This window comes from Streptomyces sp. DS1-CR2, from assembly GCF_055760475.1.
Genome location: NZ_CM147085.1, coordinates 6,286,455 through 6,311,236, shown reverse-complemented (window position 1 = coordinate 6,311,236; position 24,782 = coordinate 6,286,455). Strand labels below are relative to the sequence as shown.

Genomic DNA, 24,782 nt, shown 5'->3' with positions numbered 1-24,782 from the left:
GGGGGTTTGGAGTGATGGCTTCCGCAACGCGGACCCGGTCACGGTCGCAATCCCGGTCGCGGTCGGACGGTCGGCCGGGACCTGGAGACGGTGCGCCGGCGGCTCGGTCCGGCGGTGGGGCCGGCTCTCCGGCGGCGCCCGCCGGTCCGGTCTCGCTTCATCTGAAGTCGCGTTCCGGGCGAGCCGGGTCGTTCCGGCTCCAGCAGATGGTGATGATCGAGCTCGCCGCGGCGCTGCTCGTCGGTGCCGCGGTCGTCAACAAGCTGGCGCTGGTGCCCGCGGGCGTCGTCGCCGTGATCCTCGTCCTGTTCGCCCTCGTACGCCGCAGGGGACGGTCGCTGCCGGAGTGGCTCGGCACCGTCCTGGCGATGCGCGCGCGCAAGCGCCGCGCGGCGAGCACGCCGGTCCCGCCCGGTACGGAGCCGGGCCTCGCGCCCGCCGTCGAGTGCGACCCCTCGCTGCGGACGTACAGCTACAGCCGCGGCGACGACCGCGACCAGCGGCCCATCGGCATGGTCGGTGACGGCGGCTTCCTGACCGCCGTGCTCCAGGTCGAGTCGGACGCCACCGCCCTGCGTGCGGAGCGCTCCCGGCGGCCGCTGCCCATAGGGATCGTGCGGGACGCCCTGGATGTCGACGGGATCCAGCTCGAGTCGGCGCAGATCGTGCTGCACACGCAGCCCGCGCCCGCGCTGCACCTGCCGCAGCAGTCCGTGGCAGTGAGCAACTACGCGCCGCTGCAGGCCCAGACCGGCTCCCCCGCGGTCCGCATCACATGGATCGCCCTGAAGCTCGACCCGGAGCTGTGCCCGGAGGCCGTGGCCGCGCGCGGCGGCGGCACCGTGGGAGCGCAGAAGTGCGTGGCCCGCGTGGCGCAACATCTGGCGAGCCGGCTGACCGGCGCGGGTTTCCGCGCCAGCGTGCTGACGGAGGAGGAGCTCACGGCCGCCGTCGCCACGTCGGCGTGCGCCAATCCGATGGTGACCGCACAGGCCGGGCGGAGCGAGCTGCCGCAGCGCAGGACCGAGGAGTCCGGCCGCAGCTGGCGCTGCGACAACCGCAGGCACACCACGTACTGGGTGCGGCGCTGGCCCCAGCTCGGTGGTTCCGGGCCCGCTCTGCACCAGTTGGTCGCGCTTTTGACCACGGTGCCCGCGCTGGCCACGACGTTCAGCCTGACGCTGTCCCGCGGTGACCAGCGGGACGTCCAGCTCTGCGGCCACATGCGGATCACGGGACGCAGCGAGAGCGAGCTGACCACGGCGCGGCGGTCCCTGGAGACCGCGGCCCGACAGGCCAAGACGGGTCTCGTCCGGCTCGACCGCGAACAACTGCCCGGAGTTCTCGCCACGTTGCCGCTCGGAGGTGCGCGCTGATGGCCATGACGTCATCTCCCCCGGCCGGGGCAGGATCCTGGGACGGAAATTCTTGGAACGGCAACGGGACCGGGAACGGGAACGGGAACGGCTATGGGAACGCAGGCGCGGCTCCCGCGCCGGCCGGCGGCCGTGCGGCCGGTGAACGCCCCCGTACCGGGTTCGGACTCTTCGGACCGCGTCACCAGCGCCACACGCTCTCCGTCGAGCAGCTGGACACGCTCGCGCTGCCCATCGGGGACGACGGTGTCGTCGTCGGCGTGGATGCCGACGGCCAGCCCGCCGTTCTCGGGGTGAACCGGCCGACGCCGTACGACATGGTGCTCATCGGCGGTCTGTGGACGGCTCAGGTGCTGGCGCTGCGGGCCGCGGCCACCGGCGCGCGGGTCGCGGTGGAGACCGGGCGGGCGCAGGCCTGGGCGCAGTTGGTGCAGGCGGTCGGTGGCGGTCAGTCCGGGATGACGGTGCACGACGTCGGACGGGTGCCGCCGCAGGGCGCGTCCGCCGGTGGCCCGGTGCTCGTGGTGCGGGACTGCGGGATGCGGCCGCCGCGCGGGCGCGTGGCGTCCGCGCCGTGGCAGTCCGTGCTGACGCTGCTGCCTTATCTGAGCCCGGTGGCGCCCCGGTTGATGCGTCAGGCGCGGCTCGTCGGCGTCCAGCGGGTCTCTCCGGACGAAGCGGCGGAGATCGGTCGCGTCATCGGACTTCCGCGCGGCGAGTGGGAGTCCCTGCCGACGCTCGCGGACGGCGTCACTCTGTGGTGTACCGACCGCGACCGGCAGTACGTGATGACCCAGGCGACGGACGCCGAGACCGGATTGTTGGGTAACGCACGCCGGATGGACTGAGGCGGGATCAGAACCCGCCCCGGACCGTTCCGGCGATCGAACTCGTTCCCCTTTGCGGCTTATTCGGGCAGTTTGTTCACCGCGGACAACGGGGTGTTCGTCACTTCCGTATCGCTTGGGCATCACTTGTTGGCCGGGTGTGACCCCTCGGTCGGCGCCGGGGGGACGGACGGGCCTGCCGTGCACGTGGTTTTGGTGATTAGGCTGGGACAAGGACGCGCGCGAGAACCCACCAACGGCTCATACGCGTCCCAGGGGAAGAGCGCGGCGGATCGGACGATCAGGAACGGTCGCCCCCCACCACGGCACGAGGGTGCTCGACCACACCAGGAGGCATTGTGAACAGCGATCGGGACGAGATCCGCGGGGGCTGGGACACACCCGTCGATGATCACTCCGACGCGGAGTCCGCCACTGAGACGACGGGCGAGTTCACCATCGACTACGCCCCACCGGCCTGGTACACGCAGAACGCGTCGTCGGGCACGGGCGAGACCCCCTCGGCCACCCCCGCCACGCCTCCGCCGCCGGTGCCCGCGCCTGCACCGGTGGCGCCCCAGGCGCCGCCCGCGCCCTACACGCCGTACACGCCCGCCGCTTCGGCCGCCGAGCCGGACGCGGGTTCCGGGAACGGGGATCTGGAGAGCGGCGCGACGATGCGGTTCTCCGCGTCCGCGCTGAAGCGGGAGTTCGCCGAGCTGGCCGCCCAGGGCGAGCAGAAGGCCGAGCCGACAACCGAGGAGCAGGGCGGGGACGCCGCGTCTGCCGACGCGCAGGCGGGTGCTGACGGCGAGAACGCCGACTCCAGTGAGTCCGGCGACTTCGCCGTGGTCGCCGCTGCCGGACCTTCCGCGGAGGCCGCGGACGCCGCGGATCACGGGGACACCGACACCAATGCCGACGCCAACACCGACGCCGCTCAGGCCTCGACCGATGACACCGGCTCCGAGGCCGCTTCTGACGACGCGTCCGAGGCGGAGGGGTCGACCGGTTCGGACGACACCGGCTCCGAAACCGCCTCTACGGAAGCACCGGCCGACGCGAGTGCGGACACCGGCACCAGCGCCGGCTCTGACGCACCGGCCGACGCGCAGAACGCCACCGCCGCCTGGGCCCCGCCGCCCGTGCCGCAGGACGGCATTCCGCCGCTCCCCCCGGCGTTCCAGCCCGCCGCCCCCACCGCGGCTCCGCAGTGGCCGGCGCAGCAGCAGCCGCAGCCCGGCGCGCCGGTTCCGGCCCAGGGCGCGCCCGCCCCCCCGGCCTGGCCCGCGCAGAACACCCCGCCCGCGCCGCAGGGTGGTTACGGCTTCCCGCAGCAAGCGGCCCCCGGCGACCCGCAGCAGCCCGCGCCTCCGGCACCGCCGCAGCAGCAGGGCTACGGGTTCCCGCAGCCGACGCCGCCCGCACCCGCCGCACCGGACCAGCCCGCCCCGCAAGGCGGTTACGGATTCCCGCAGCAGCCCCAGCCCGGCGCGCCCAACCAGCCCGCCCCGCAAGGCGGTTACGGGTTCCCGCAGCAGCAGCCCCAGCCCGGCGCGGGCTACGGGTTCCCGCAGCCGCAGCCCGGAGCCCCGGCTCAGGGACACCCGGCCGCGCCCGCCCCGCACCTCCCGGCGCAGCAGCACCCCCAGCAGCCGCCGGCACCGCACACCCAGCAGCCCGGCCCCCAGCCGCCCGTCGGACAGCAGCCGCACCCGCAGCCGCCCGCGCCGCAGGCCCCGGCCCCGCACCCCGAAGGGCAGCCCGGCCACCCCGGCCAGCCGCAGCCCGATCAGCAGTTCCAGGGCCAGCCCGGCCAGCCGTTCCCGGGGCAGGCGCCCACCGACCCGCGTGCCAGTGGCGCCTGGCCGCAGCCCATTCAGCACGACCAGCGCACGCCCACGAACGTCGGCGGTGCGCCGCTCGGCTACACGGCGGCCGTGGAGCTGTCGGCCGACCGGCTCCTCAGCAACAAGAAGCAGAAGGCGAAGAGCACCCGCCCCGGCGGCGGCAACTCGCGCTTCAAGCTCGGCGGCAAGAAGGAGGAGGCCGACCGGCAGCGGAAGCTTGACCTGATCCGCACGCCGGTCCTGTCCTGCTACCGGATCGCCGTCATCAGCCTCAAGGGCGGCGTGGGCAAGACGACCACGACGACCGCGCTCGGTTCGACGCTCGCCACGGAGCGCCAGGACAAGATCCTCGCCATCGACGCCAACCCGGACGCCGGCACGCTCGGCCGCCGTGTGCGCCGTGAGACCGGCGCCACCATCCGAGACCTGGTGCAGGCGATCCCGCACCTCAACTCGTACATGGACATCCGCCGGTTCACCTCGCAGGCGCCCTCCGGCCTGGAGATCATCGCGAACGACGTGGACCCGGCGGTCTCGACGACGTTCAACGACACGGACTACCGCAGCGCGATCGATGTGCTCGGCAAGCAGTACCCGATCATCCTGACCGACTCCGGCACCGGTCTGCTGTACTCCGCGATGCGCGGCGTCCTCGACCTCGCCGACCAGTTGATCATCATCTCGACGCCGTCCGTCGACGGCGCGAGCAGCGCCAGTACGACGCTCGACTGGCTGTCGGCGCACGGGTACGCGGATCTGGTGTCGCGTTCCATCACGGTCATCTCCGGGGTCCGCGAGACCGGCAAGATGATCAAGGTGGACGACATCGTGTCGCACTTCGAGACGCGGTGCCGCGGCGTCGTTGTGGTGCCGTTCGACGAGCACCTGGCGGCCGGCGCCGAGGTCGACCTCGACATGATGCGGCCCAAGGTGCGCGAGGCGTACTTCAACCTCTCGGCGATGGTCGCGGAGGACTTCCCGCGGGCTCAGCAGCAGCAGGGCCTGTGGACGTCGGACGGCAACCCTCCGCCCACCATGGCTCCCCCGGTGCCGGGTCACCAGCAGCAGCCCTACCCCGCGCAGCAGCCTTACCCGGGCCAGCCGTATCCGGGGCAGCCGCCCGCGCCGGGTCAACAGCCCGCGCCGGGCCAGCAGTTCCCGGGCCAGCCCTACCCCGGCCAGCCGTATCCGCAGCAGCCCGGCCAGGCCCAGTCCGGCGCCCCCGGCCAGCCCCCGCAGCCGGGTCAGCCGAGCCAGCCCGGCCCCCCGCAGATGTGGCAGCAGCAGCCCCCCGCGCCGGGCCAGCCCGCACCCGGTCAGCCGCCCGCCCCCGGCCAGGCCGCCCCCGGTCAGCCCGGCCACCCCCTCCCCCCGTACACCGCACAGCCCCAGCCGCCTCAGCAGTAACAACTGCCGTCATCGCGGCCTCCAGGGCACGCACAAGGCCCGCACCGACACCTCGGTGCGGGCCTTTCCCGTGCAGCCGAAAACCTCTCAAACACCCACCGGATACGCATTGTTGTGCGGTACGGGCATCACGCCCTGGCCTGCAAGGCGTCAGAGGTCTCGACCAATGTGCGTGAAATGCAGGTCAACTCGTTATTTCCGCAGGCCACATGGGGTTCATGTGTCGTTGACGTGCGCAGACTGCCGCTGATAGACACACACATCAACCAGCTGGCGTCCCATGATCAACCTGCCACTCCTGCGTGAGCAACGACGCGAGGTCACCGACCCATGGACACAAAAGATCAGCCCAAGAGAGCACACGCTCCGCTCTTCTCCCGTTCCCCACGGCGCGCGCCCCGCCGGACCCTGCGGGTCCTCCTGGCCGCCGGCGCCGCGGCGTTCACCCTGACGGCCGGCCTCGCCACGCCGCTCAACCCCGCGCCCCAAGAGGCCAAGGCGGCCGACGGCGGCAAGAAGGTCCTCACCGTCGCCCTCGCCCAGAGCGTCGACTCGCTGAGCCCGTTCCTCGCCCAGCGACTGGTCAGTACGAGCATCCACCGGATGATGTACGAGTACCTGACCAACTACGACCCCAAGGACAACCACGCCGTCCCGGGCTTCGCCACTGCATGGAAGCCGTCCGCGGACAAGCTCACCTGGACCTACACCATCAGGTCCGACTCGAAGTGGTCCGACGGCAAGCAGGCCACCGCCGCCGACGCCGCCTTCACCTTCAACAAGATGATGACGGACGAGGGCGCCGCTACCGCGAACGGCAGCTTCGTCTCCAACTTCAAGAAGGTCACCGCTCCCAGCGCCACCCAGCTGGTCATCGAGCTGAAGAAGCCGCAGGCCACGATGGCCGCGCTCGACGTCCCGATCGTGCCGGAGCACATCTGGAAGAACGTCAAGGACTTCTCGAAGTTCAACAACGACAAGACCTTCCCGCTCGTGGGCAACGGCCCGTTCGTGCTGACCGACTACAAGGTCGACCAGTACGTGAAGCTGAAGGCCAACAAGGACTTCTGGCGCGGCGCGCCCAAGTTCGACGAGGTCGTCTTCAAGACGTACAAGGACCAGGACGCCGCGGTCGCCGCCCTGCGCAAGGGCGAGGTCTCCTTCGTGGCCGGCTCCCCCGCCCTGACGCCCGCTCAGGCGGCGTCGCTCAAGGGCGAGCAGAACATCAAGGTCAACGAGGGCCCGGGCCGCCGTTTCTTCGCGCTCGCCACGAACCCGGGCGCGCAGACCAAGGACCGCAAGAAGTTCGGCAACGGCAACAAGGCCCTTCTCGACCAGAAGGTGCGTCAGGCGCTGTTCCTGTCGATCGACCGCAAGACGATCGTCGACAAGGTCTTCCAGGGCCACGCCGTCGAGGGCGAGGGCTACATCCCGCCGCGCTTCGGCGACTACTTCTGGAAGCCGTCCGGCAGCCAGGCCCTCGGGTACGACCCGGACAAGGCGGGCAAGCTGCTCGACGAGGCCGGTTACAAGATGAAGGGCAGCGAGCGCGTCGGCAAGGACGGCAAGCCGCTCAACTTCCGCATCCTGTGCCACGCCACGGACCCGAACGACAAGGCGATCGGCAAGTACCTCAAGGAGTGGTGGGGCAAGCTCGGTATCGGCCTGAAGGTCGACTGCCTCGACGACGTCTCGGTGCCGTGGTACGCCGGTGAGTACGATCTCGCGTTCGACGGCTGGTCGGTCAACCCCGACCCGGACTTCGTCCTCGGCATCCACACCTGCGCCGCCCTGCCCGTCAAGGCCAAGGAGAGCGCGGCGACGGACAACTTCATCTGTGACAAGACGTACGACGACCTGTACAAGAAGCAGCTCGCCGAGTACGACCCGGCCAAGCGCGCGGACATCGTCAAGCAGATGGAGTCCTGGCTGTACGACTCCGGATACATGAACGTCATCGCGTACCCGAACGCCGTCGAGGCGTACCGCACCGACCAGATCAAGTCGATCCAGACCATGCCCACCGAGGCCGGCAACATCTACGGCCAGGACGGGTACTGGAGCTGGTGGTCGGCCGTTCCGGCGGGCGGCACGAGCGACGCGAAGAACAGCGGAAGCAGTTCCGGCTCGGCCGGCGTGATCATCGGTATCGTCGCGGCCGTCGTCATCCTCGGCGGCGGCGGGCTGCTCCTCGCGCGGCGCCGCCGCACCTCGGCGGACGACCGCGAGTAGCAGCACCCGGTCAGGAGAAACGCGTCACGTCCGTCCGCAGGCGTCGCAAGTACCGCACGAGTAACGAGAGTTCCACATGACAGCAGAGAGCACTCCGGCGCTCGTGCAGAGTGCGGACACCGACGGCCCGGCACAAGCCGGGCCGTCGGCGGCCCGCGGTCCACGTGCGCGCAACACCAAGGCCTATCTCCAGTACGTGGCGGGCAAGATCGCGGGGGCGGTCGTCTCGCTCTTCGCGGTCCTGGTCACCAGCTTCTTCCTGTTCCGCCTGATCCCCAGCGATCCGGTGAAACAGATGACCGGCGGCCGCCGCGTCTCGGCGCAGCAGCTCGAAACGCTCCGCCACCAGTTCGGCCTCGACCTGCCGATGTGGCAGCAGTTCACCAACTACATCGGTGACGCGCTGACCGGCGACTTCGGCACGTCGTACCAGTTCCACGCCCCGGTCATCGACAAGATCACCGAGGCGCTCCCGGCGACGCTGCTCCTGACCGGCACGGCGTACGTCCTCTACACCGCGCTCGGCATCTGGCTCGGCACGCGCACCGCCTGGCGCAACGGATCGCGCAGCGACCGCTTCAACACCGCGTTCGCGCTCACGCTCTACTCGATCCCGTCGTTCTGGCTCGGTCTGCTCCTCATCATCGTGTTCTCGGTGGGGCTCGGCCCGATCCCGGGTCTGTTCCCGACGGGCGGTCTCGAGTCGGGCGGCGAGAGCGGGTTCGCGTACGTCATGGACGTCGCGCACCATCTGGTCCTGCCGGTGATCACGCTGGTGGCGGTCGGCTACGCGCAGACGCTCCTCGTGATGCGCTCCTCGCTGCTCGACGAGATGGGCAGCGACTATCTGACGACGGCGCGCGCGAAGGGCCTGCGCGACGACGTCGTACGCCGCAAGCACGCCGTCCCGAACGCGATGCTGCCCACGTTCACGCTGATGTTCGTGAACCTCGGGCATGTCGTGGCCGGGCAGATCCTCGTCGAGACGGTCTTCTCCTGGCCCGGGCTCGGCGGCCTGTTCTACTCGGCACTCAGCGTGCCCGACCTGCCGCTCGTCCAAGGGCTGTTCTTCGTCTTCGCCACCGCGGTGATCCTGGCGAACACCCTCGCCGACGTGCTGTATCCGCTGCTCGATCCCCGGGTGGGCCGATGACTGCCGACATGAACACCGATCTCGACACCGCGCAGCTCCCGCCGCCGGCCGAGAAGAGCGCGCGGGCCCTGGCGCGCGCCCGCAAGCGCCGCTCCGCCGCCCGCTTCTGGCGCGAGTACCGCGCCCACCGGAGCGGGCTGTGGGGTCTCGCCGGGCTGATCCTCATCGCGCTCATCGCGCTCTGCGCGCCTCTGCTGGCCGGCGCGGACTCACAGAGCGTCACCGACGCACCCGGCGGCGCGCTCGAAGCTCCCAGCGGTGAATTCCCGCTCGGCACCGACCAGTTCGGCCGCAGTGTGCTCGCTCTGCTGGTGTGGGGAGCGCGTGTGTCCCTCACCGTGGGGCTGCTTGCCGCGTTCCTCTGTGTGGCGATCGGCACGGTCGTCGGCATCGTCGCCGGCCACTTCCGCGGCTGGTATGCGACGGTCCTGATGCGGGTCACCGACTGGTTCCTGGTGATGCCGACGCTGGTCCTCGCGATCGCGCTCGCCACCGTGATGTCCCGTTCCATCTGGACGGTCATCCTGGCGATCGGCGTGACGACCTGGCCGACGACGGCCCGCCTGGTCCGCGCCCAGACGCTCGCCGTGGAGTCACGGCCGTACATCGAGCGGGCCCGCGCGCTCGGCGGCGGGCACGGGCACATCATGCTGCGCCACGTCCTGCCGAACGTGATGCCGCTCGTCCTCGCTCAGACCACCCTCGTGATCTCCAGCGCGATCCTCACCGAGGCCACGCTCGCGTTCCTCGGCCTCGGCGACCCGACGATCACGTCGTGGGGCGGCATGCTCCAGGACGCGCGCGAGGCGGGCGCGGTCAGCGCGGGCGACTGGTGGTACCTCGCGCCTCCCGGACTCGCCATCGCCCTGGTCGCTCTCGCGTTCACGCTGTGCGGCCGTGCCATCGAAGCGGTCCTCAATCCGAAGCTGGGGGTGGCCAGGTGAGCCTTCTCGATGTCAGAAACCTCGAAGTGACGTACGCGGGCGGGGCGCGGGCCGTCCGCGGTGTGAACCTCAGTGTCGACGCGGGCCAGAAGCTCGGCATCGCCGGCGAGTCCGGCTGCGGCAAGTCGACGCTCGCCCTCGCGCTGCTGCGTCTCCTGCCGGCCGGCACGAAGGTCTCCGGCGAGATCCTGCTGAACGGCGAGGACGTCCTCACGATGAAGTGGGGCCAGGTCAGGGCCGTGCGCTGGGCCGGTGCCTCGATCGTGTTCCAAGGCGCGATGCACTCGCTCAACGCCGTGCACCGCATCGGCGACCAGATCGCCGAGCCGGTCCTGCTGCACAAGAAGGCGACGCCGGCGGGAGCGAAGAAGAAGGTCGCGGAGCTCCTGGAGCACGTCGGCCTGCCCGCCGCCCGCGCGGACGCGTATCCGCACGAGCTGTCCGGCGGCCAGCGCCAGCGCGTGATGATCGCGATGGCGCTCGCCTGCGACCCGGGCCTGATCATCGCGGACGAGCCGACGACGGCCCTCGACGTGATGATCCAGGCGCAGATCCTCCGCCTGATCGAGCAGCTCGTCTCCGACCAGGACCTCGGCCTCATCATGATCAGCCACGACCTCGCCGTCCTCTCGGACACCTGCGACCGCCTCGCGGTGATGTACGCGGGCCGCGTCGTCGAGGAGGGCCCCGCCTCCGAGGTCTACGAGAACGCGCAACACCCCTACGGGAAGGCCCTGTCGGCGGCGTTCCCGCGGATCGGCGACATCGCGTCCCGGTTCGCGCCGCGCGGTCTGCCCGGCGACCCGCCCGACCCGTCGGCGCTGCCCACGGGCTGCACGTTCCACCCGCGCTGCCCGGTGGCGCTCGACAGCTGCACAGTTGAGGACCAGGAGCTGCGGGACGCGGGCACGGCCCGGCTGGCGGCCTGTGTGCACGTGGGCGGCGCCATCGATCCGGACGACGCCGCCGGCGCCGAGGCAAGGAGCACCACAGCATGACCAGTACGTCCCCCCTGCTCACGGCCGGCGCGCTGCACGTCACCTTCCCCGGCCGCCGTGGCGCGGACCCCGCGCGGGCCGTGGACGGCGTCGACCTCGACATCGCGCCCGGCGAGATCGTGGCGCTGGTGGGCGAATCGGGCTGCGGCAAGACCACGCTCGCCCGCTCTCTGCTCGGCCTGGTACCGCCGACATCCGGCCGGGTCACGTTCGACGGGAAGCCCCTCGACTACTCCTCGCGCGCCCTCAAGGCGTACCGCAAGCGCGCGCAGCTGGTCCTCCAGGACCCCAGCGGCTCACTGAACCCGCGGCACACGGTGTACGACGCGGTGGCCGAGGGCCTGCGCATCCACGGGTACGCGGGCGACGAGCGCGAGGCGGTGGCGAACGCCCTGTCGCGAGCCGGACTCCGCCCCCCGGAGCGTTTCTTCCTGCGCTACCCGCACGAGCTGTCGGGCGGCCAGCGGCAGCGTGTCGTGATCGCGGGCGCGCTCGTCCTCGACCCCGAACTGATCGTCGCGGACGAGCCCGTGGCGTCCCTCGACGCGTCGGTGCGCGGGGAGATCCTCGCGCTGCTGCTCAGGCTGCGCGACGAACTGGGCCTGTCCGCCCTCGTGGTGACGCACGACCTGGGTCTCGCCTGGAACATCGCGGACCGGGTGGCGGTGATGTATCTGGGCCGGATCGTGGAGACCGGAACGGTGGAGGAGGTCCTGACGACGCCTCAACACCCGTACACACAGGCCCTGTTGTCGGTTCTGCCGGAAGCGCCGGGTGATCCGGTCGTCCTGACGGGCGAGCCGCCGGACCCGTCGCGCATCCCGTCCGGCTGCCGCTTCCACGCCCGCTGCCAGATCCTGGCGTCGGGCGAGGCGGAACGGTCGGGCGTGGCGGACCGCTGCCGCGGGGAGGACCTGCCGGTGCTGTCGGGCGCAAGCACGACCCAGGTGGCCTGCCACTGGGCGTCGGCAAAAGCCGGCCCGTCCGGCGTTTGAGGACCGGGGGTCCGGGGGCAGCGCCCCCGAGGCCCCCCACCCACACTCCGCCTACTCCCCCTCGTACGCCTCGACCAATTCCCGCGACCGCTTCACGTCGTCCGCGATGGCGACAAGGAGCGACTCGATCGAGTCGAACTTCGCCATGCCGCGCACATAGGCGAGGAAGTCGACGGCGACGTGCAGCCCGTACAGGTCGAGGTCCACGCGGTCGATGGCGTAGGCCTCGACCGTGCGCTCGGTGCCGTCGAACTGCGGGTTGGTGCCCACGGAGATCGCGGCGGGCATCGCCTCGTGCCCCACGTGCAGCCAGCCCGCGTAGACGCCGTCCGCCGGGATCGCGGTGTGCGGGAGCGTCTCGACGTTGGCGGTCGGGAAGCCCAGCTCGCGGCCGCGCTGGGCGCCGCGCACGACCACGCCCTCGACGCGGTGCGGGCGGCCGAGGATCTCGCGCGCGCCCTCCATGTCACCTTCGGCGACGAGCCGCCGGGTCAGCGTGGACGAAAAGGGCTCGCCGCCGCCCGCCGAGCCGCTCACGTACAGATCGACGACCTCGACCTCGAAGTCGTACGTCGTCCCCTGCTCGGCGAGGAACGCGACATCGCCCGCGGCGCGGTGGCCGAAGCGGAAGTTCGGCCCCTCGACGACGAGGCGCGCGTGCAGCTTGTCGACCAGGACCTTCGCGACGAACTCGGCCGGCGACAGCTTCGAGAACTCGGTGGTGAACGGAAGGATCAGCAGGGCGTCGACGCCGAGCTCGGCCATCAGCTCCGCCCGCCGGTGGTGCGGGGCGAGCAGCGGAGGGTGGCTGCCGGGGCGCACGACCTCGCTGGGGTGCGGGTCGAAGGTGACCACGACGGCGGGCACACCGAGCTCACGGGCCCGTTCGACGGCCCGGCCGATGATCAGCTGATGGCCGCGGTGCACTCCGTCGTAGGAGCCGATGGTGACGACGCTGCGCCCCCAGTCCTGGGGGATGTCCTCCAAGCCACGCCAGCGCTGCACGGTGATTGCTCCTCGCGAACCTGTGTACGACTGTTACGTCTCTTTGCCGAATACGCAGGTCTAAGAGTGCCATGCCGAGTGCCCGTGCCCCGCATCGGGAGGCGCCGTACCGGCCAGGGCTGGTCAGGCGGGTACGCGTACCCCGGCCAGGGCCTCGATCACGCGGCGGGCGCTCGGCCCGACGAGGGCGGCCCACTCGCGCGGCGCTCCCTCCAGCCACTGGACGAGAAGCGCGGCGAACCCGGGCACCGAGTCGGCGACCTCGACGAGCCCGCGGTCGAAGCGCGCGGCTCCCTCCGGGGTGCGGACGAGTCGCTGTCCGGTGCGCCGCACCAGGTCACGGGTGCGGGTCGCCCCGGCTCCCCCGGCGCCGCGGGCGGCGGTCCGCAGGACGGCGTCGAGCACGTCCGGGTCGTCCTCGTGGGCGAGCAGTACGTCGAGGAGCTCGCCGCGCAGGGCGCGTGAGGCGCCGGTGCCGGGTGCGGCGAGGACGGGCGCGAGCGCGGCCCGCCCGGGGGCCGGACAGGTGCGGAGCAGCCCCGTGACGAGAGGGAAGAGGACAGCGCGCCCCGCCGGCCCGTGCTCCAGGCACCGGTCGACGTACGCGGCGATGTCCTCAGCGGCGTCGGGCCGGTCCGCCGAGAGGTCCTCGACGAGGGCGGCCGCCCGCCGCGCGAGTGCGGGCGCGGTCACGTCGGCGAGGGTCTCCAGCACGTCGCCCGCGCCGCCCGGCTCCCGCGCGCGGTCCCGGAAGGCGCGGAGAACCGGCTCCGGGTGCGTGGCCAGGGCGGCGGCGAGCGCGCTCACGGGCAGCTGCGGATCGCCGTCCGCGAACCGCTCCAGGGCGCGCGCCAGATAGGTGCCGCGCGTCTGCGGGTCGCGTACGAGGAGGGCGAGCGCGGCACCGTGCCGGGCGCCGTCGGAGGTGCGGGCGAGCAGGGCGAGCGCGGCGTAGCGCAGCAGGCTGCGGTCGGCGTCGGTGGTGACGTGCGGGGCGACCCGCAGGGCGTAGGCCACGGCAGACGCGCGGCGGGCGGGGCGCTCGTCGTGGGCCCAGCGGTCGACGGCGCGGCACAGCGCGGACGGTTCCTCGTCGGCGAGCACGGCGAGGAGTTCGTCGGCGTGCGGGTGCGCACAGTCGACGAGGGCCTCGGTGAGGTCGTCGACGGCGCGGTGCCGGTGGGTGTGCAGGAGCGCCTGGGCCGCGGTGGCGACGGTCGCGTCGGGCAGGGCGGGCAGCGGCCGCGCGTCGTCGAACCAGCGGGTGAGGTGGACCTGGACGCCGGCCGGGTCTGCGGTGAGCAGGTCGGCGACGGTGTCCAGGTGGCGGTCGTGGCTCCCGGGCGGCGGATCGTGCACGACGAGGCGGCGCAGGAGGCCGAGGCGGACGGCGTCCGTGACGGGGATCCGGCGCCAGAACGAGGGTTCGAGGCGTCCGCGGTCGGCGAGCGGTTCGAGCACCCCGAGATAGGGAGTGGCGTCGGGCACGCGCAGGAGCGCCTCCTCGACGAGGTGGGCCGCCCACCAGGAGGCGTCGGCGTCGCCGGGCGTGAGGGACCTGAGCACCAACTCGGCCAGAAGCCCACCGAGTTGGGCCGGACCCTGCTGCCGCTCGACGAGGAGGAGGGCCTGGACGACGGGGCCCGCGCGGTGCCGGGGAACGGGCACCGCGCGCGCGGCCCGGCCGGCTTCCCGGTCGCGGTACACAAGCGCCCGCAGCGCCTCGTCCAGGTCCAGGTGCATGCCCTGGATCCAGTCGGCGACCTCCTCGTGCGCGAACCGGTAGCCGCGCCCCGCAGGGACGAGTACGCCTTCGGTGAGGACGGCGGGGGCCCACGCCGTGACGCCCCCGCCGCGCGGCCCCGGCAGCGCACCCCAGGGGAACACCTCCTCGAACGCCTCGCGGTCCAACTCCCCCTGCCCCGGCCCCAGGCAGCGCCGCGCCGCCTCGTGGACCTGCCCCGACACCCGGGCCGCGAGCCTGCGCACGGCCGTGCCGCGCAGCCCGTTCACCGCGGCGAGGCGCACCGCCACGCGCAGGCACATGAGGTCGAGATACGCGGCGAAGACGGCGTCCCGGTCGGCGCTGCCCGGCACGGGCCCGGGCAGCGCAGCCCGTACTTCGGCGAGGAGCCGCAGCGCGAGCGGATGCCGTGCGTCACGGCCGGCGAGCGCGTCCTCGGGCAGCCCGTACCGCTCCCACGCCACGCGGGCCTGGTCCCCGGTCAGCTCCCCCAGCGGGACACAGGCGGGCAGCCGCCCCGTCCGCCCGTACAGCACACGAGCCGGGAACAGCTCGCCCGCGCGCTCCCAGTACTCCCCCCGGCACGCCACGACGAGCCGCACGCCGGTCTCTTGCAGCCAGCGCGCCGTGCCCTCGGTCCACTCCGCCAGACGGTGCGCCAGTGCGGGCGGCATCTCCTCGGGCCCGTCGAGCAGCAGCACGAGGGGCCGGCCGGCGTCGCGTGCGGGCGCCGCGATCCGCTCCGGCGACACATCACCGACGCCGGCGCCGACGGGCTCCAGGCCCCCGGGCTCCCCGGTCTGTCCCGCGACGGTCCCGGGCAGTGACGCCGCGACGATGCGCCCGGCCCTGACCAGCGCCCGCCGCGCGGCATCCGCCACGCTCCGGTCATCACCGTGCAGATCCGCGCCGCGCAGCCAGAGGGTGGGGGCGGGGTGGGCGCCCCGTCCGCGTCGCGCGGCATACGCGGCGAGTTCCGTCGTACGGCCGCTGCCCGGCGCTCCCACGAGGGCGAGGACGGCCGCGCCGGACACCTCGAACTCGGTGAACTCCCTTGCCACTTCGGGCCGTTCGACCGGCTCCGGGTCGAGGACCGCGCCCGGCCCGTCGGACCCGACCGACGTGGCCGTCAGCTGGAGTGCGCCCGCCAGATTGAGTGCGTCCCCGTACACCGGCACGGTGGCCGCGTTGCGCGCGAGGAGTGCGGCGAGCGGCCCGTCCGGGTCGGCGGCAGCGGCCTCCCGCAGCGGCACGGCGAACCCGGCGGCGCGGTGTCCGGCCTCGAGCGCCGTGCCGAGAACGGCGAGGACGGAGCCTGAAGCGGCGTCGACGACGGGTCCCCCGGCGGCCCCTCCCCCGAGCCGCAGCGCGTCGCGGCCGTCCGTACCGATGGCCAGCTCCATGGCCCCGGGGACGAGATGGAAGCCGTCGGTCGCGGTGTACGTGACGTCGGCACGGCCGAGGACGCGCGCCTCGCGCCAGCCCCCGGCGGCGATCCGCACATACGCCCCGGCCCCGGCCGGGCCCCGGACGGCGACCGGCAGCGGGCGCATACCGAGGCCCTCCGTCGCGTCGGTGCGGATGAGCGCGAGGGCCGACTCGGGCAGTGGTACGACATCGGCGGCGCCCACGACACGGGTGATCCCGCCGGGCGCGCGCAGTACGACGCGGCCGAGTCCGTCCACGACTTCATGGCTCGTGACGACGGTCCCGTGGTCGTCGGCGACGAAGCCGGCGCCGCGCGGGCGTCCGGCCAGATCGAAGACATGGACGAGGGGCGGACCGGCCCCGGGACCCGTCGCGTCCCCGTCTCCGGCCCGGGGGCCCAGTCCCGCCATCGTCGAACCTCCCGCCACGCCCCGTAGGACCGACGGTAGGCGCGCGGTGATCAGCGGAACAGGCGCCGGAGCGAACGCGCCCCCTTCCACTCCCTCGGTTCACTCCGAGCGCCCGCCCGAAGGGGTGAACAGATCGGGGGTGATGGATAGATCCTTGGGGAGGGGGATCGTGGAGCGGCACGCGGCTGACTGCGCGCCGCTCCACGGCGGGGGGCCGGCGAAGAGATCAGCCGAAGACGGCGAGGCTCTTCGCCTTGCCCTTCGACTCCTCCACGAGCGCGAGGAACACGCCCTCGGGGTCGAACACGGCGACGGGCCCGGCGCCCGCGTACTCGCCGGGCACCTCCAGACGGACCCCGTTGAGCAACAGCTTGGCGCGGTGTGCGTCCACGTCCCAGCGGGGGAACGCGGCGGTCGCGGCGTCCGCGACGGGCATCACGCTCAGCTCCTCCTGGAGCTGGTCGAGGGTGCGCGCGGAGTCCAGCTTGTAAGGGCCGACCCGCGTGCGCCGCAGCGCCGTGAGGTGACCGCCGACGCCGAGGTCGGCGCCCAGGTCCCTGGCGAGGGCCCGGATGTACGTCCCGGACGAGCAGACCACCGAGACGACCAGGTCCAGGACCGGGGTGCCGTCCTCGGCGACCGCGTCCCTGATGTCGTAGACGGTGAAGGACGAGACGGTGACCGGCCGCGCCGGGATCTCGAACTCCTCGCCCTCGCGGGCCCGCTTGTAGGAACGCACGCCGTTGATCTTGATGGCGCTGACCTTGGACGGGATCTGCATGATGGCGCCGGTCAGCTTGGCGACCCCGGCGTCGATCGCGTCGCGGGCCACGCCGGACGCGTCGGTGGACGACGTGAGGTCGCCCTCGGCGTCGTCGGTCAGCGTGGTCTGGCCGAGCCGGATCGTGCCCAGGTACTCCTTCTCGGTCAGCGCGAGATGGCCGAGCAGCTTGGTCGCCCGCTCCACACCGAGGACCAGGACACCGGTCGCCATGGGGTCGAGCGTGCCCGCGTGGCCGACGCGGCGGGTCTTCGCGATCCCGCGCATCTTGGCCACCACGTCGTGCGAAGTGAAGCCCGACGGCTTGTCGACAATGACAAGACCGTCGGGCGTCGGGGTGTTCTTCTGCGTCATTCCGGGGCTTCGCCGTCCTCGTCCGCGCCGGCGGCGTCGTCGTCTTCGGGCTTGCGGTACGGGTCCGCGCCCCCGGCGAACTCGGCACCGGCGGACGCCTCCCGGACCTTCTCGTCCGAGATCCTGGCCTTGTCGAGGAGGTCATCGATGGCCTTGGCGTTGTCCGGCAGGGCGTCCGCCACGAAGGCCAGGGTCGGCGTGAACTTCACACCGGCCGCCTGGCCCACCGCGGAACGGAGCACACCCTTGGCGCTCTCGAGGCCGGCCGCGGCAGCGGCACGCTCCTCGTCGTCGCCGTAGACCGTGTAGAAGACGGTCGCCTCCCGCAGGTCACCCGTCACCCGGGTGTCCGTGATGGTCACATGCGTACCGAGCCGCGGGTCCTTGATCCCCCGCTGGAGCTTCTTGGCCACCACCTCTCGGATGAGGTCCGCCAGCCTTTTCGCCCGCGCGTTGTCGGCCACTGCGCCGTCTCCTTCTTCGCCTTGCTCTTAAAGTCAGTCTTCGTCGCCGTGGAGCCTGCGTCGAACGGAAAGCAGCTCCACCTCGGGACGGGCGGCGATCAGACGCTCGCACCGGTCCAGTACGTCGGTGAGGTGCCCCGTGTCCCCGGAGACCATCGCCAGGCCGATCTCGGCCCTGCGGTGAAGTTCCTGGTTCCCGGTCTCCGCCGCACTCACCGCGTACTTGCGCTGGAGTTCGGCGACTATCGGGCGGATCACGGAGCGTTTCTCCTTCAGCGAGTGAACGTCGCCGAGGAGCAGATCAAAGGACAGAGTCCCCACATACATGTGTGTCCGGATGTCCCGCCGGTTCGGGTTCGTGGCCCCGCCAACCACTTGGCAGCGACACCAGAACCGTACACGGAACGGCCGGGGCCGATCGACGGGATTTCGTCCCGCCGACCGGCCCCGACCTTCACCGTGCGCGGATCAGACGCGCGGCTTCTCGCGCATCTCGTACGTCGCGATGACGTCGTCGATCTTGATGTCGTTGAAGTTTCCGAGGTTGATACCGCCCTCGAAGCCTTCGCGGATCTCGGTGACGTCGTCCTTGAAGCGACGCAGACCGGAGATGTTGAGGTTCTCCGCGATGACCTTGCCATCGCGCAGCAGGCGCGCCTTGGTGTTGCGCTTGACCTCGCCGGACCGGACGAGCACACCGGCGATGTTGCCCAGCTTGGACGAGCGGAAGATCTCGCGGATCTCCGCCGTGCCGAGCTCGACCTCTTCGTACTCCGGCTTGAGCATGCCCTTGAGGGCCGCCTCGATCTCCTCGATGGCCTGGTAGATCACCGAGTAGTAGCGGACGTCGACGCCCTCGCGGTCCGCCATCTGGGCCGCGCGGCCCGCAGCGCGGACGTTGAAGCCGATGACGATCGCGTCGGAGCCGGTCGCCAGGTCGATGTCCGACTCGGTGACGGCACCCACGCCGCGGTGCAGGACGCGGATGTCGACCTCTTCGCCGACGTCGAGCTGGAGCAGCGAGGACTCGAGAGCCTCCACCGAACCGGACGCGTCGCCCTTGATGATGAGGTTGAGTTCCTGCACCAGACCGGCCTTGAGGGCCTCGTCCAGATTCTCCAGGGAGAACCTGACGCCACGCCGCGCGAAGTTGGCGTTGCGCTCGCGAGCGGCACGCTTCTCGGCGATCTGACGGGCCGTACGGTCCTCGTCGACCACCAGGAAGTTGTCGCCCGCACCCGGGACGTTGGTGAGACCGAGCACGAGGACGGGGGTCGAGGGACCCGCTTCCTCGACGTTGTTGCCGTTGTCGTCGAGCATCGCGCGGACACGGCCGTACGCGTCGCCGACGACCATCGTGTCGCCGATGCGCAGCGTGCCGCGCTGGACGAGGACGGTCGACACGGCACCGCGGCCACGGTCGAGGTGCGACTCGATCGCAATACCCTGCGCGTCCTGCTCGGGGTTGGCTCGCAGGTCGAGCGAGGCGTCCGCGGTCAGGACCACGGCCTCGAGCAGGGAGTCGATGTTCAGACCCTGCTTGGCGGAGATGTCGACGAACATCGTGTCGCCGCCGTACTCCTCGGCCACCAGACCGAACTCGGTGAGCTGACCGCGCACCTTGGTCGGGTCGGCACCCTCGACGTCGATCTTGTTGACCGCGACGACGATCGGCACGCCGGCCGCCTTCGCGTGGTTGAGCGCCTCGATCGTCTGGGGCATGACGCCGTCGTTGGCCGCCACCACGAGGATCGCGATGTCGGTCGACTTCGCACCACGGGCACGCATGGCGGTGAACGCCTCGTGACCCGGGGTGTCGATGAAGGTGATGCGGCGCTCTTCTTCGTTGACCTCGGTGGAGACCTGGTACGCACCGATGTGCTGCGTGATACCGCCGGCCTCACCCGCGACGACGTTCGTCTTGCGGATGGTGTCGAGCAGTCGAGTCTTACCGTGGTCGACGTGACCCATGACGGTCACGACCGGCGGACGCGCGACGAGGAACTCCTCGCCACCCTCGTCCTCGCCGAACTCGATGTCGAAGGACTCGAGCAGCTCGCGGTCCTCCTCCTCGGGGCTGACGATCTCAAGGATGTAGTTCATCTCATCCGCGAGGAGCTTCAGCGTCTCGTCGGAGACGGACTGCGTGGCAGTGACCATCTCGCCGAGGTTCATCATCACGGCGACGAGCGACGCCGGGTTGGCGTTGATCTTCTCCGCGAAGTCGGTGAGGGAGGCACCGCGCGACAGACGGACGGACTGTCCGTTGCCGCGAGGCAGCATGACGCCGCCGACCGACGGGGCCTGCATGGCCTCGTACTCCTGGCGCCTCTGCCGCTTCGACTTGCGGCCACGACGGGCGGGGCCGCCGGGACGGCCGAACGCACCCTGCGTGCCACCACGGGCACCGGGACCACCGGGACGACCGCCACCGGGACGACCGGCGAAACCGCCACCGCCACCGGGACGACCGGCGAAACCGCCACCGCCGCCACCGGGACGACCGGCGAAACCGCCACCGCCGCCACCGGGACCGGCCGGACGACCGGCGAAGCCGCCGCCACCGGGACGACCGCCGCCGCCACCCGGGCGACCGCCGCCGCCGGGACCACGGCCACCGCCGGGGCCACCACCGGGACGGGGGCTGCCGGCAGCGGGACGCTGCGGCATCATGCCCGGGTTCGGACGGTTACCACCGGGGGCACCACCCGGACGCGGAGCGCCGGCCTGCGGACGGGGCATGCCGCCCGGGGTCGGACGGGCGCCGCCCTGACCACCCTGCGGACGCGGGGCGCCACCGGGGCCGCCCTGCGGACGCGGGCCGCCGGGGCCGCCCTGGCCGCCGCCGGGACGCGGGGCACCGCCGGGACGGGGCGCCTGGGGGCGCGCCATGCCGGTGGAGCCACCAGAGGTGAACGGGTTGTTACCGGGACGCGGGCCGGCGGGACGACCGCCGGGACGCTGGCCCTGGCCGCCGGGGCGCTGGGCACCCTGACGGTCGCCACGGTCGCCGCGCTCGCCACGGCCCTGACCCTGAGCACCCTGGCCGGGACCGGCCGGACGGGCGCCACCGGGCTTGGGGGCACCGGGACGGGCACCCGGACGCGGACCGGCTGCCGGGGAGGCCGCGGGGGCCTGGGCAGCGGGAGCGGCCGGAGCCGCGGGCGGCGCCGTGAACTCGGGCGCGGCCGGGGCCGGAGCCGCGGGACGCGGAGCCGGCTTCGGGCCGGGCGTCGGACGCTGACCGGCGGCCGGGGTCACCGGGGCGGCGGCAGCGGGCTTCTCCGCGGCGGCCGGCCGAGGAGAAGGCGCAGCCGGCGGGCGCGGAGCAGCAGGCTTTGCGGCCTGCGCCGGAGACGGACGGGCCGGCGAGGGCTTCGCGGGCGCGGCCTTGCGGGCGGCGGGCTTGCCGCCGCCACTGCCCTGCTGGAGGGCGTCAGTCAGCTTGCGTACTACAGGCGCCTCGATCGTCGAGGACGCCGAACGGACAAATTCACCGAGTTCTTGGAGCTTGGCCATGACGACCTTGCTCTCCACTCCGAACTCCTTGGCGAGCTCGTATACCCGGACCTTAGCCACTTCGCTCCTTTTAGGTCCGGGTTACGCCGGACCGTCGCTACTTCATGGGCGTACTCATCGCGTGCTCATCGAGTGCTCATCGCAATCTCGACCTACTTCCAACTCGCGGGGGTACCAGGACCGCACGGGGTCCCGTACGGCACGTTCTACGGTGTTACCTGCTCGACGCGGTGGCGCAGGGCCTCCGTATCGAACGGTCCAGGGGCTTTGAACGCCCGCTGGAACGCCCGGCGGCGGACCGCCAGGTCGAGACAGACCAGGGCGGGGTGCACATACGCACCCCGGCCGGGCAGCGTACCGCGATGATCGGGGACACATTCACCCTCGATTACCACGATGCGCAGCAGATCGCTCTTGGCCGTTCGCTCCCGGCACCCCACACACGTGCGCTCTGGGCATGCACAGGCTTGCGTCCGGCCAGACACGCTTAAGTCTACCTCCCCGTACCGACCTCACCCCTTCGGGGCAAAAATCGAACGGTTGTTGTCGTGATCTTTGCGGTGGCTACTCCGCCGGCTGCTGCTCGGTGTCCGGACGGATGTCGATCCGCCAGCCGGTGAGGCGCGCGGCGAGGCGGGCGTTCTGGCCCTCCTTGCCGATGGCGAGCGACAGCTGGTAGTCCGGCACGATCACCCGCGCGGAGCGGGCGGCCATGTCCACGACCTCGACCTTGGACACGCGCGCCGGGGACAGGGCGTTGGCCACCATGTCCGCCGGGTCGTCGGACCAGTCGACGATGTCGATCTTCTCGCCGTTGAGCTCGGCCATGACATTGCGCACACGGCCGCCCATCGGGCCGATGCAGGCGCCCTTGGCGTTCAGGCCGGAGCGGGTCGAGCGGACCGCGATCTTCGTGCGGTGCCCGGCCTCGCGCGCGATGGCGGAGATCTCGACGGAGCCGTCGGCGATCTCGGGGACCTCGAGCGCGAACAGCTTCTTCACCAGGTTCGGGTGCGTGCGCGACAGGGTCACGGAAGGACCGCGCACACCCTTCGCGACGCGCACCACGTACGAGCGAAGCCGCATGCCGTGCTGGTACTCCTCGCCCGGGACCTGCTCCTGCACCGGCAGGATGGCCTCGAGCTTGCCGATGTCGACGAGCACGTTCTTCGGGTCGCGGCCCTGCTGGACCACGCCCGTCACGATGTCGCCCTCGCGGCCGGCGTACTCGCCGAGCGTCGCGTCGTCCTCGGCGTCGCGCAGCCGCTGGAGGATGACCTGCTTCGCGGTCGTCGCGGCGATACGGCCGAAGTCGGACGGGGTGTCGTCGAACTCCCGGGCCTCCTGGCCCTCTTCGAGGTCCGCCGGGTCCTCCTTCGCCCACACCGTCACATGTCCGCTCTCACGGTCGAGGCGCACGCGCGCGTGGCGACGGCTTCCCTCGGTGCGGTGGTAGGCGATGAGGAGGGCCGACTCGATCGCTTCGACCAGCAGGGAGAAGGAGATCTCCTTCTCTCGCACCAGACCCCGCAGGGCACTCATGTCGATGTCCACGGCTACGCCTCCTCTGCATTCTGTTCGTTCTTGTTCTTACGGTTGAACTCGACCTGGACACGCGCCTTGGCGATGTCGTCGAAGGTGAGCCTGCGGGCGGTGGGCTTGCGCCCCTTCACGCCGGGCACCTCGAGGTCCAGGCCCTTGTCGTCCACCTTCAGGATTCGCGCGACGAGCTCGGTGTCGGCGCCGTCGGCCAGCTGGAACTTCACCAGGCGGTCGACCGCGCGCACGTAGTGCCGGTGCTCGGTCAGCGGCCGCTCGGCGCCGGGGGTGCCCACCTCGAGGTCGTACTCGCCCTCACCCATGGCGTCCGTCTCGTCGAGCTTCGCCGAGAGCGCGCGGCTCACATCGGCGACCTGGTCCAGATCGGCTCCGGAATCGGAGTCGACGACGACTCGCAGCACTCGCTTACGTCCGACCGATGCCACTTCGATCTCTTCGAGATCGAGGCCCTGAGAGCTCACGAGCGGTTCCAGTAGTGACCGCAGCCTCTCGCTCTGGGTGGTGCTCATCCGGGTGACTCCTCGGCCGCGTGTGCTGTTGTGGTCTCGTCGTGTGTCAGGTCAAAGGGTATCCGGTCCAGGGGGGTGTTGCCGTCCACCCGACATGGGCCGAAGGTACGGTGATCACCGGGCCTGCCGCCCGCCGCTCCTGCTGAATCCTTCCTGCCATCCTTCCTGCCGAGGACGTCTGCCGTGCCGTTGACCACTGGGGCCCCCGCGGGGCCGCGTAGAAGGAGCCTGCTGGCCTCGGTGGCCGGGGCCGCGCTCCTGACGGGCTGTTCCGACGGCGAGGACCCCGCTTCGGACGGTGCAAGGGGCGCGCGCAGCGTGTCCGCCGCGCAGCGGATCAAGGCGCGCGCGGCCCGCGACAGCGGCGACCTGCTCGACCGGTACGAGGCCGCGCTCGCGGCCCATCCGGCGCTGGCCGCGCGGCTCGGCCCGCTGCGCGACGAAGTGGCCCGGCACGCGAAGAGCTTCGGTGCGCCGGCGCGCCCGGCCGCACCGGCCTCGGCCTCCCCGTCGCCCTCGCCGTCCGCCTCACCGGCCTCCGAGAAGGACACCGTGCGGGCGCTGGCCGAGGCCGAGCGGCAACTCGCCGACCGCCGTGCGGCGGCCCTGGTCGACGCCCCCGCCGAACTCGCGCGCCTGCTCGCCTCGGTGGCCGCCGCGGGCGCCGGACACGCGTATCTGCTGACGAAGGACTGACATGGCCGACAAGGACGACAGCGACAAGCAGCTTCTCTCCGCGGTCCAGGCGGCACTGGCCGCCGAGCACGCGGCTGTTTACGGATACGGCGTCGTCGGCGGCCGGATCAGCGAGAGCCGCAGGCCCGAGGCGCGCACCGCGTACGACTCCCACCGGGCGCGCCGTGACGGCCTTCGGCGTGCGGTCCGCGACCTCGACGGCGAGCCCGAGCCGTCGGCAGGTGCCTACGCACTGCCCTTCCCCGTGCCGGACTCGGCGGCGGCGGCGCGGCTCGCGGCGGACATAGAGGACCGCGTCGCCGGCGTCTACTCGGACCTGGTGCGGGCCTCCGAGGGCGCGCGGCGCAGGGGCGCGGCGGACGCGCTGCGGGAGGCGGCGGTGCGCGCGGTGCGGTGGCGCGGCGGCAGCGTAGCCTTCCCTGGTCTCGCCGAGCGGTCCGCGGCGCCCCGAGCGTCCGCGACACCGCAGGCGTAGCCGCCACGGTCACACGTACCGTCCGCCGTCACGGGGACGGCCACGGGGAAGGGAG

At 72.1% G+C, this 24,782-nt stretch carries 19 protein-coding genes; 10 read left to right on the top strand and 9 right to left on the bottom strand.

Annotation, left to right across the window (positions count from 1 at the left end; all coding sequences use genetic code 11):
- Positions 1 to 14 precede the first annotated feature (14 nt).
- From eccE to ACY0PA_RS30010, 8 genes are all read left to right on the top strand, one after another.
- A complete protein-coding gene (gene eccE, locus ACY0PA_RS30045; RefSeq protein WP_473080648.1) occupies positions 15 to 1,376 on the top strand; it encodes a type VII secretion protein EccE in 1,362 nt (453 codons plus the stop codon).
- Positions 1,376 to 2,224, top strand: a complete 849-nt coding sequence (locus ACY0PA_RS30040) for a hypothetical protein (RefSeq protein ID WP_473080647.1) — start codon at positions 1,376 to 1,378, stop codon at positions 2,222 to 2,224. The genes eccE and ACY0PA_RS30040 overlap by 1 nt, the downstream gene beginning before the upstream one ends.
- Before the next feature lie 338 nt (positions 2,225 to 2,562).
- Positions 2,563 to 5,460, top strand: coding sequence for an SCO5717 family growth-regulating ATPase (locus ACY0PA_RS30035; RefSeq protein WP_473080646.1), 2,898 nt, complete (start codon positions 2,563 to 2,565; stop codon positions 5,458 to 5,460).
- A 330-nt stretch (positions 5,461 to 5,790) separates the two neighbouring features.
- Positions 5,791 to 7,692 carry an ABC transporter substrate-binding protein gene (locus ACY0PA_RS30030; protein WP_473080645.1) on the top strand — a complete coding sequence of 634 codons (1,902 nt, stop codon included), beginning with the start codon at positions 5,791 to 5,793 and terminating at the stop codon, positions 7,690 to 7,692.
- Between the two features lie 76 nt (positions 7,693 to 7,768).
- Positions 7,769 to 8,845 carry an ABC transporter permease gene (locus ACY0PA_RS30025; RefSeq protein WP_453777183.1) on the top strand — a complete coding sequence of 359 codons (1,077 nt, stop codon included), beginning with the start codon at positions 7,769 to 7,771 and terminating at the stop codon, positions 8,843 to 8,845.
- Entirely contained in the window at positions 8,842 to 9,789 is a 948-nt protein-coding gene (locus tag ACY0PA_RS30020; RefSeq protein ID WP_473080644.1) for an ABC transporter permease, read from the top strand. Before ACY0PA_RS30025 ends, ACY0PA_RS30020 begins: the two co-directional genes overlap by 4 nt.
- On the top strand, positions 9,786 to 10,787 hold the full coding sequence (locus ACY0PA_RS30015) for an ABC transporter ATP-binding protein (RefSeq protein WP_473080643.1): 1,002 nt from the start codon (positions 9,786 to 9,788) through the stop codon (positions 10,785 to 10,787). The genes ACY0PA_RS30020 and ACY0PA_RS30015 overlap by 4 nt, the downstream gene beginning before the upstream one ends.
- Positions 10,784 to 11,782 (top strand): oligopeptide/dipeptide ABC transporter ATP-binding protein, encoded by a 999-nt coding sequence (locus ACY0PA_RS30010; protein ID WP_473080642.1) that lies wholly within the window; start codon positions 10,784 to 10,786, stop codon positions 11,780 to 11,782. Before ACY0PA_RS30015 ends, ACY0PA_RS30010 begins: the two co-directional genes overlap by 4 nt.
- Positions 11,783 to 11,833: 51 nt before the next feature.
- Here ACY0PA_RS30010 and ACY0PA_RS30005 read toward each other — a convergent pair whose 3' ends face one another.
- The 9 genes from ACY0PA_RS30005 to rimP all read right to left on the bottom strand — a co-directional run bounded on the left by ACY0PA_RS30005 (position 11,834) and on the right by rimP (position 23,556).
- The gene (locus ACY0PA_RS30005; RefSeq protein ID WP_473080641.1) at positions 11,834 to 12,787 is read right to left on the bottom strand and encodes a bifunctional riboflavin kinase/FAD synthetase; all 954 of its coding nucleotides are present in this window, start codon (positions 12,785 to 12,787) and stop codon (positions 11,834 to 11,836) included.
- 123 nt (positions 12,788 to 12,910) lie between these two features.
- On the bottom strand, positions 12,911 to 16,369 hold the full coding sequence (locus ACY0PA_RS30000; protein WP_473080640.1) for a serine protease: 3,459 nt from the start codon (positions 16,367 to 16,369) through the stop codon (positions 12,911 to 12,913).
- A gap of 226 nt (positions 16,370 to 16,595) precedes the next feature.
- Positions 16,596 to 17,504 (bottom strand): tRNA pseudouridine(55) synthase TruB, encoded by a 909-nt coding sequence (gene truB / locus ACY0PA_RS29995; protein WP_473080639.1) that lies wholly within the window; start codon positions 17,502 to 17,504, stop codon positions 16,596 to 16,598.
- Positions 17,501 to 17,968, bottom strand: a complete 468-nt coding sequence (rbfA, locus tag ACY0PA_RS29990; RefSeq protein ID WP_473080638.1) for a 30S ribosome-binding factor RbfA — start codon at positions 17,966 to 17,968, stop codon at positions 17,501 to 17,503. The genes truB and rbfA overlap by 4 nt, the downstream gene beginning before the upstream one ends.
- A gap of 33 nt (positions 17,969 to 18,001) precedes the next feature.
- Positions 18,002 to 18,295 (bottom strand): DUF503 domain-containing protein, encoded by a 294-nt coding sequence (locus ACY0PA_RS29985; protein ID WP_116509238.1) that lies wholly within the window; start codon positions 18,293 to 18,295, stop codon positions 18,002 to 18,004.
- 141 nt (positions 18,296 to 18,436) lie between these two features.
- The gene (infB, locus tag ACY0PA_RS29980) at positions 18,437 to 21,547 is read right to left on the bottom strand and encodes a translation initiation factor IF-2 (RefSeq protein ID WP_473080637.1); all 3,111 of its coding nucleotides are present in this window, start codon (positions 21,545 to 21,547) and stop codon (positions 18,437 to 18,439) included.
- Between the two features lie 146 nt (positions 21,548 to 21,693).
- On the bottom strand, positions 21,694 to 21,972 hold the full coding sequence (locus ACY0PA_RS29975; protein WP_473080636.1) for a YlxR family protein: 279 nt from the start codon (positions 21,970 to 21,972) through the stop codon (positions 21,694 to 21,696).
- Between the two features lie 79 nt (positions 21,973 to 22,051).
- A complete protein-coding gene (gene nusA / locus ACY0PA_RS29970) occupies positions 22,052 to 23,041 on the bottom strand; it encodes a transcription termination factor NusA (RefSeq protein ID WP_399972238.1) in 990 nt (329 codons plus the stop codon).
- 2 nt (positions 23,042 to 23,043) lie between these two features.
- Positions 23,044 to 23,556, bottom strand: coding sequence for a ribosome maturation factor RimP (gene rimP, locus ACY0PA_RS29965; RefSeq protein ID WP_473080635.1), 513 nt, complete (start codon positions 23,554 to 23,556; stop codon positions 23,044 to 23,046).
- A 183-nt stretch (positions 23,557 to 23,739) separates the two neighbouring features.
- On the opposite strand from rimP, the gene ACY0PA_RS29960 reads away from it, so the two are divergent.
- Both ACY0PA_RS29960 and ACY0PA_RS29955 read left to right on the top strand, forming a co-directional pair.
- Positions 23,740 to 24,252: a hypothetical protein gene (locus tag ACY0PA_RS29960; RefSeq protein ID WP_473080634.1), complete on the top strand. Its 513-nt coding sequence runs from the start codon at positions 23,740 to 23,742 to the stop codon at positions 24,250 to 24,252.
- Between the two features lies 1 nt (position 24,253).
- A complete protein-coding gene (locus ACY0PA_RS29955; RefSeq protein WP_473080633.1) occupies positions 24,254 to 24,727 on the top strand; it encodes a ferritin-like domain-containing protein in 474 nt (157 codons plus the stop codon).
- The last annotated feature ends 55 nt before the right edge of the window (positions 24,728 to 24,782 follow it).

Bases quoted from the DNA above. Each gene is read 5' to 3' on its own strand.
- ACY0PA_RS29985 (WP_116509238.1), bottom strand. From the start codon at position 18,295: ATGTATGTGGGGACTCTGTCCTTTGATCTGCTCCTCGGCGACGTTCAC.
- ACY0PA_RS30010 (WP_473080642.1), top strand. From the start codon at position 10,784: ATGACCAGTACGTCCCCCCTGCTCACGGCCGGCGCGCTGCACGTCACC.
- ACY0PA_RS30040 (WP_473080647.1), top strand. From the start codon at position 1,376: ATGGCCATGACGTCATCTCCCCCGGCCGGGGCAGGATCCTGGGACGGA.
- ACY0PA_RS30000 (WP_473080640.1), bottom strand. From the start codon at position 16,369: ATGGCGGGACTGGGCCCCCGGGCCGGAGACGGGGACGCGACGGGTCCC.
- ACY0PA_RS29955 (WP_473080633.1), top strand. From the start codon at position 24,254: ATGGCCGACAAGGACGACAGCGACAAGCAGCTTCTCTCCGCGGTCCAG.
- eccE (WP_473080648.1), top strand. From the start codon at position 15: ATGGCTTCCGCAACGCGGACCCGGTCACGGTCGCAATCCCGGTCGCGG.
- truB (WP_473080639.1), bottom strand. From the start codon at position 17,504: ATGACGCAGAAGAACACCCCGACGCCCGACGGTCTTGTCATTGTCGAC.
- ACY0PA_RS30020 (WP_473080644.1), top strand. From the start codon at position 8,842: ATGACTGCCGACATGAACACCGATCTCGACACCGCGCAGCTCCCGCCG.
- ACY0PA_RS30025 (WP_453777183.1), top strand. From the start codon at position 7,769: ATGACAGCAGAGAGCACTCCGGCGCTCGTGCAGAGTGCGGACACCGAC.
- ACY0PA_RS30030 (WP_473080645.1), top strand. From the start codon at position 5,791: ATGGACACAAAAGATCAGCCCAAGAGAGCACACGCTCCGCTCTTCTCC.
- rimP (WP_473080635.1), bottom strand. From the start codon at position 23,556: ATGAGCACCACCCAGAGCGAGAGGCTGCGGTCACTACTGGAACCGCTC.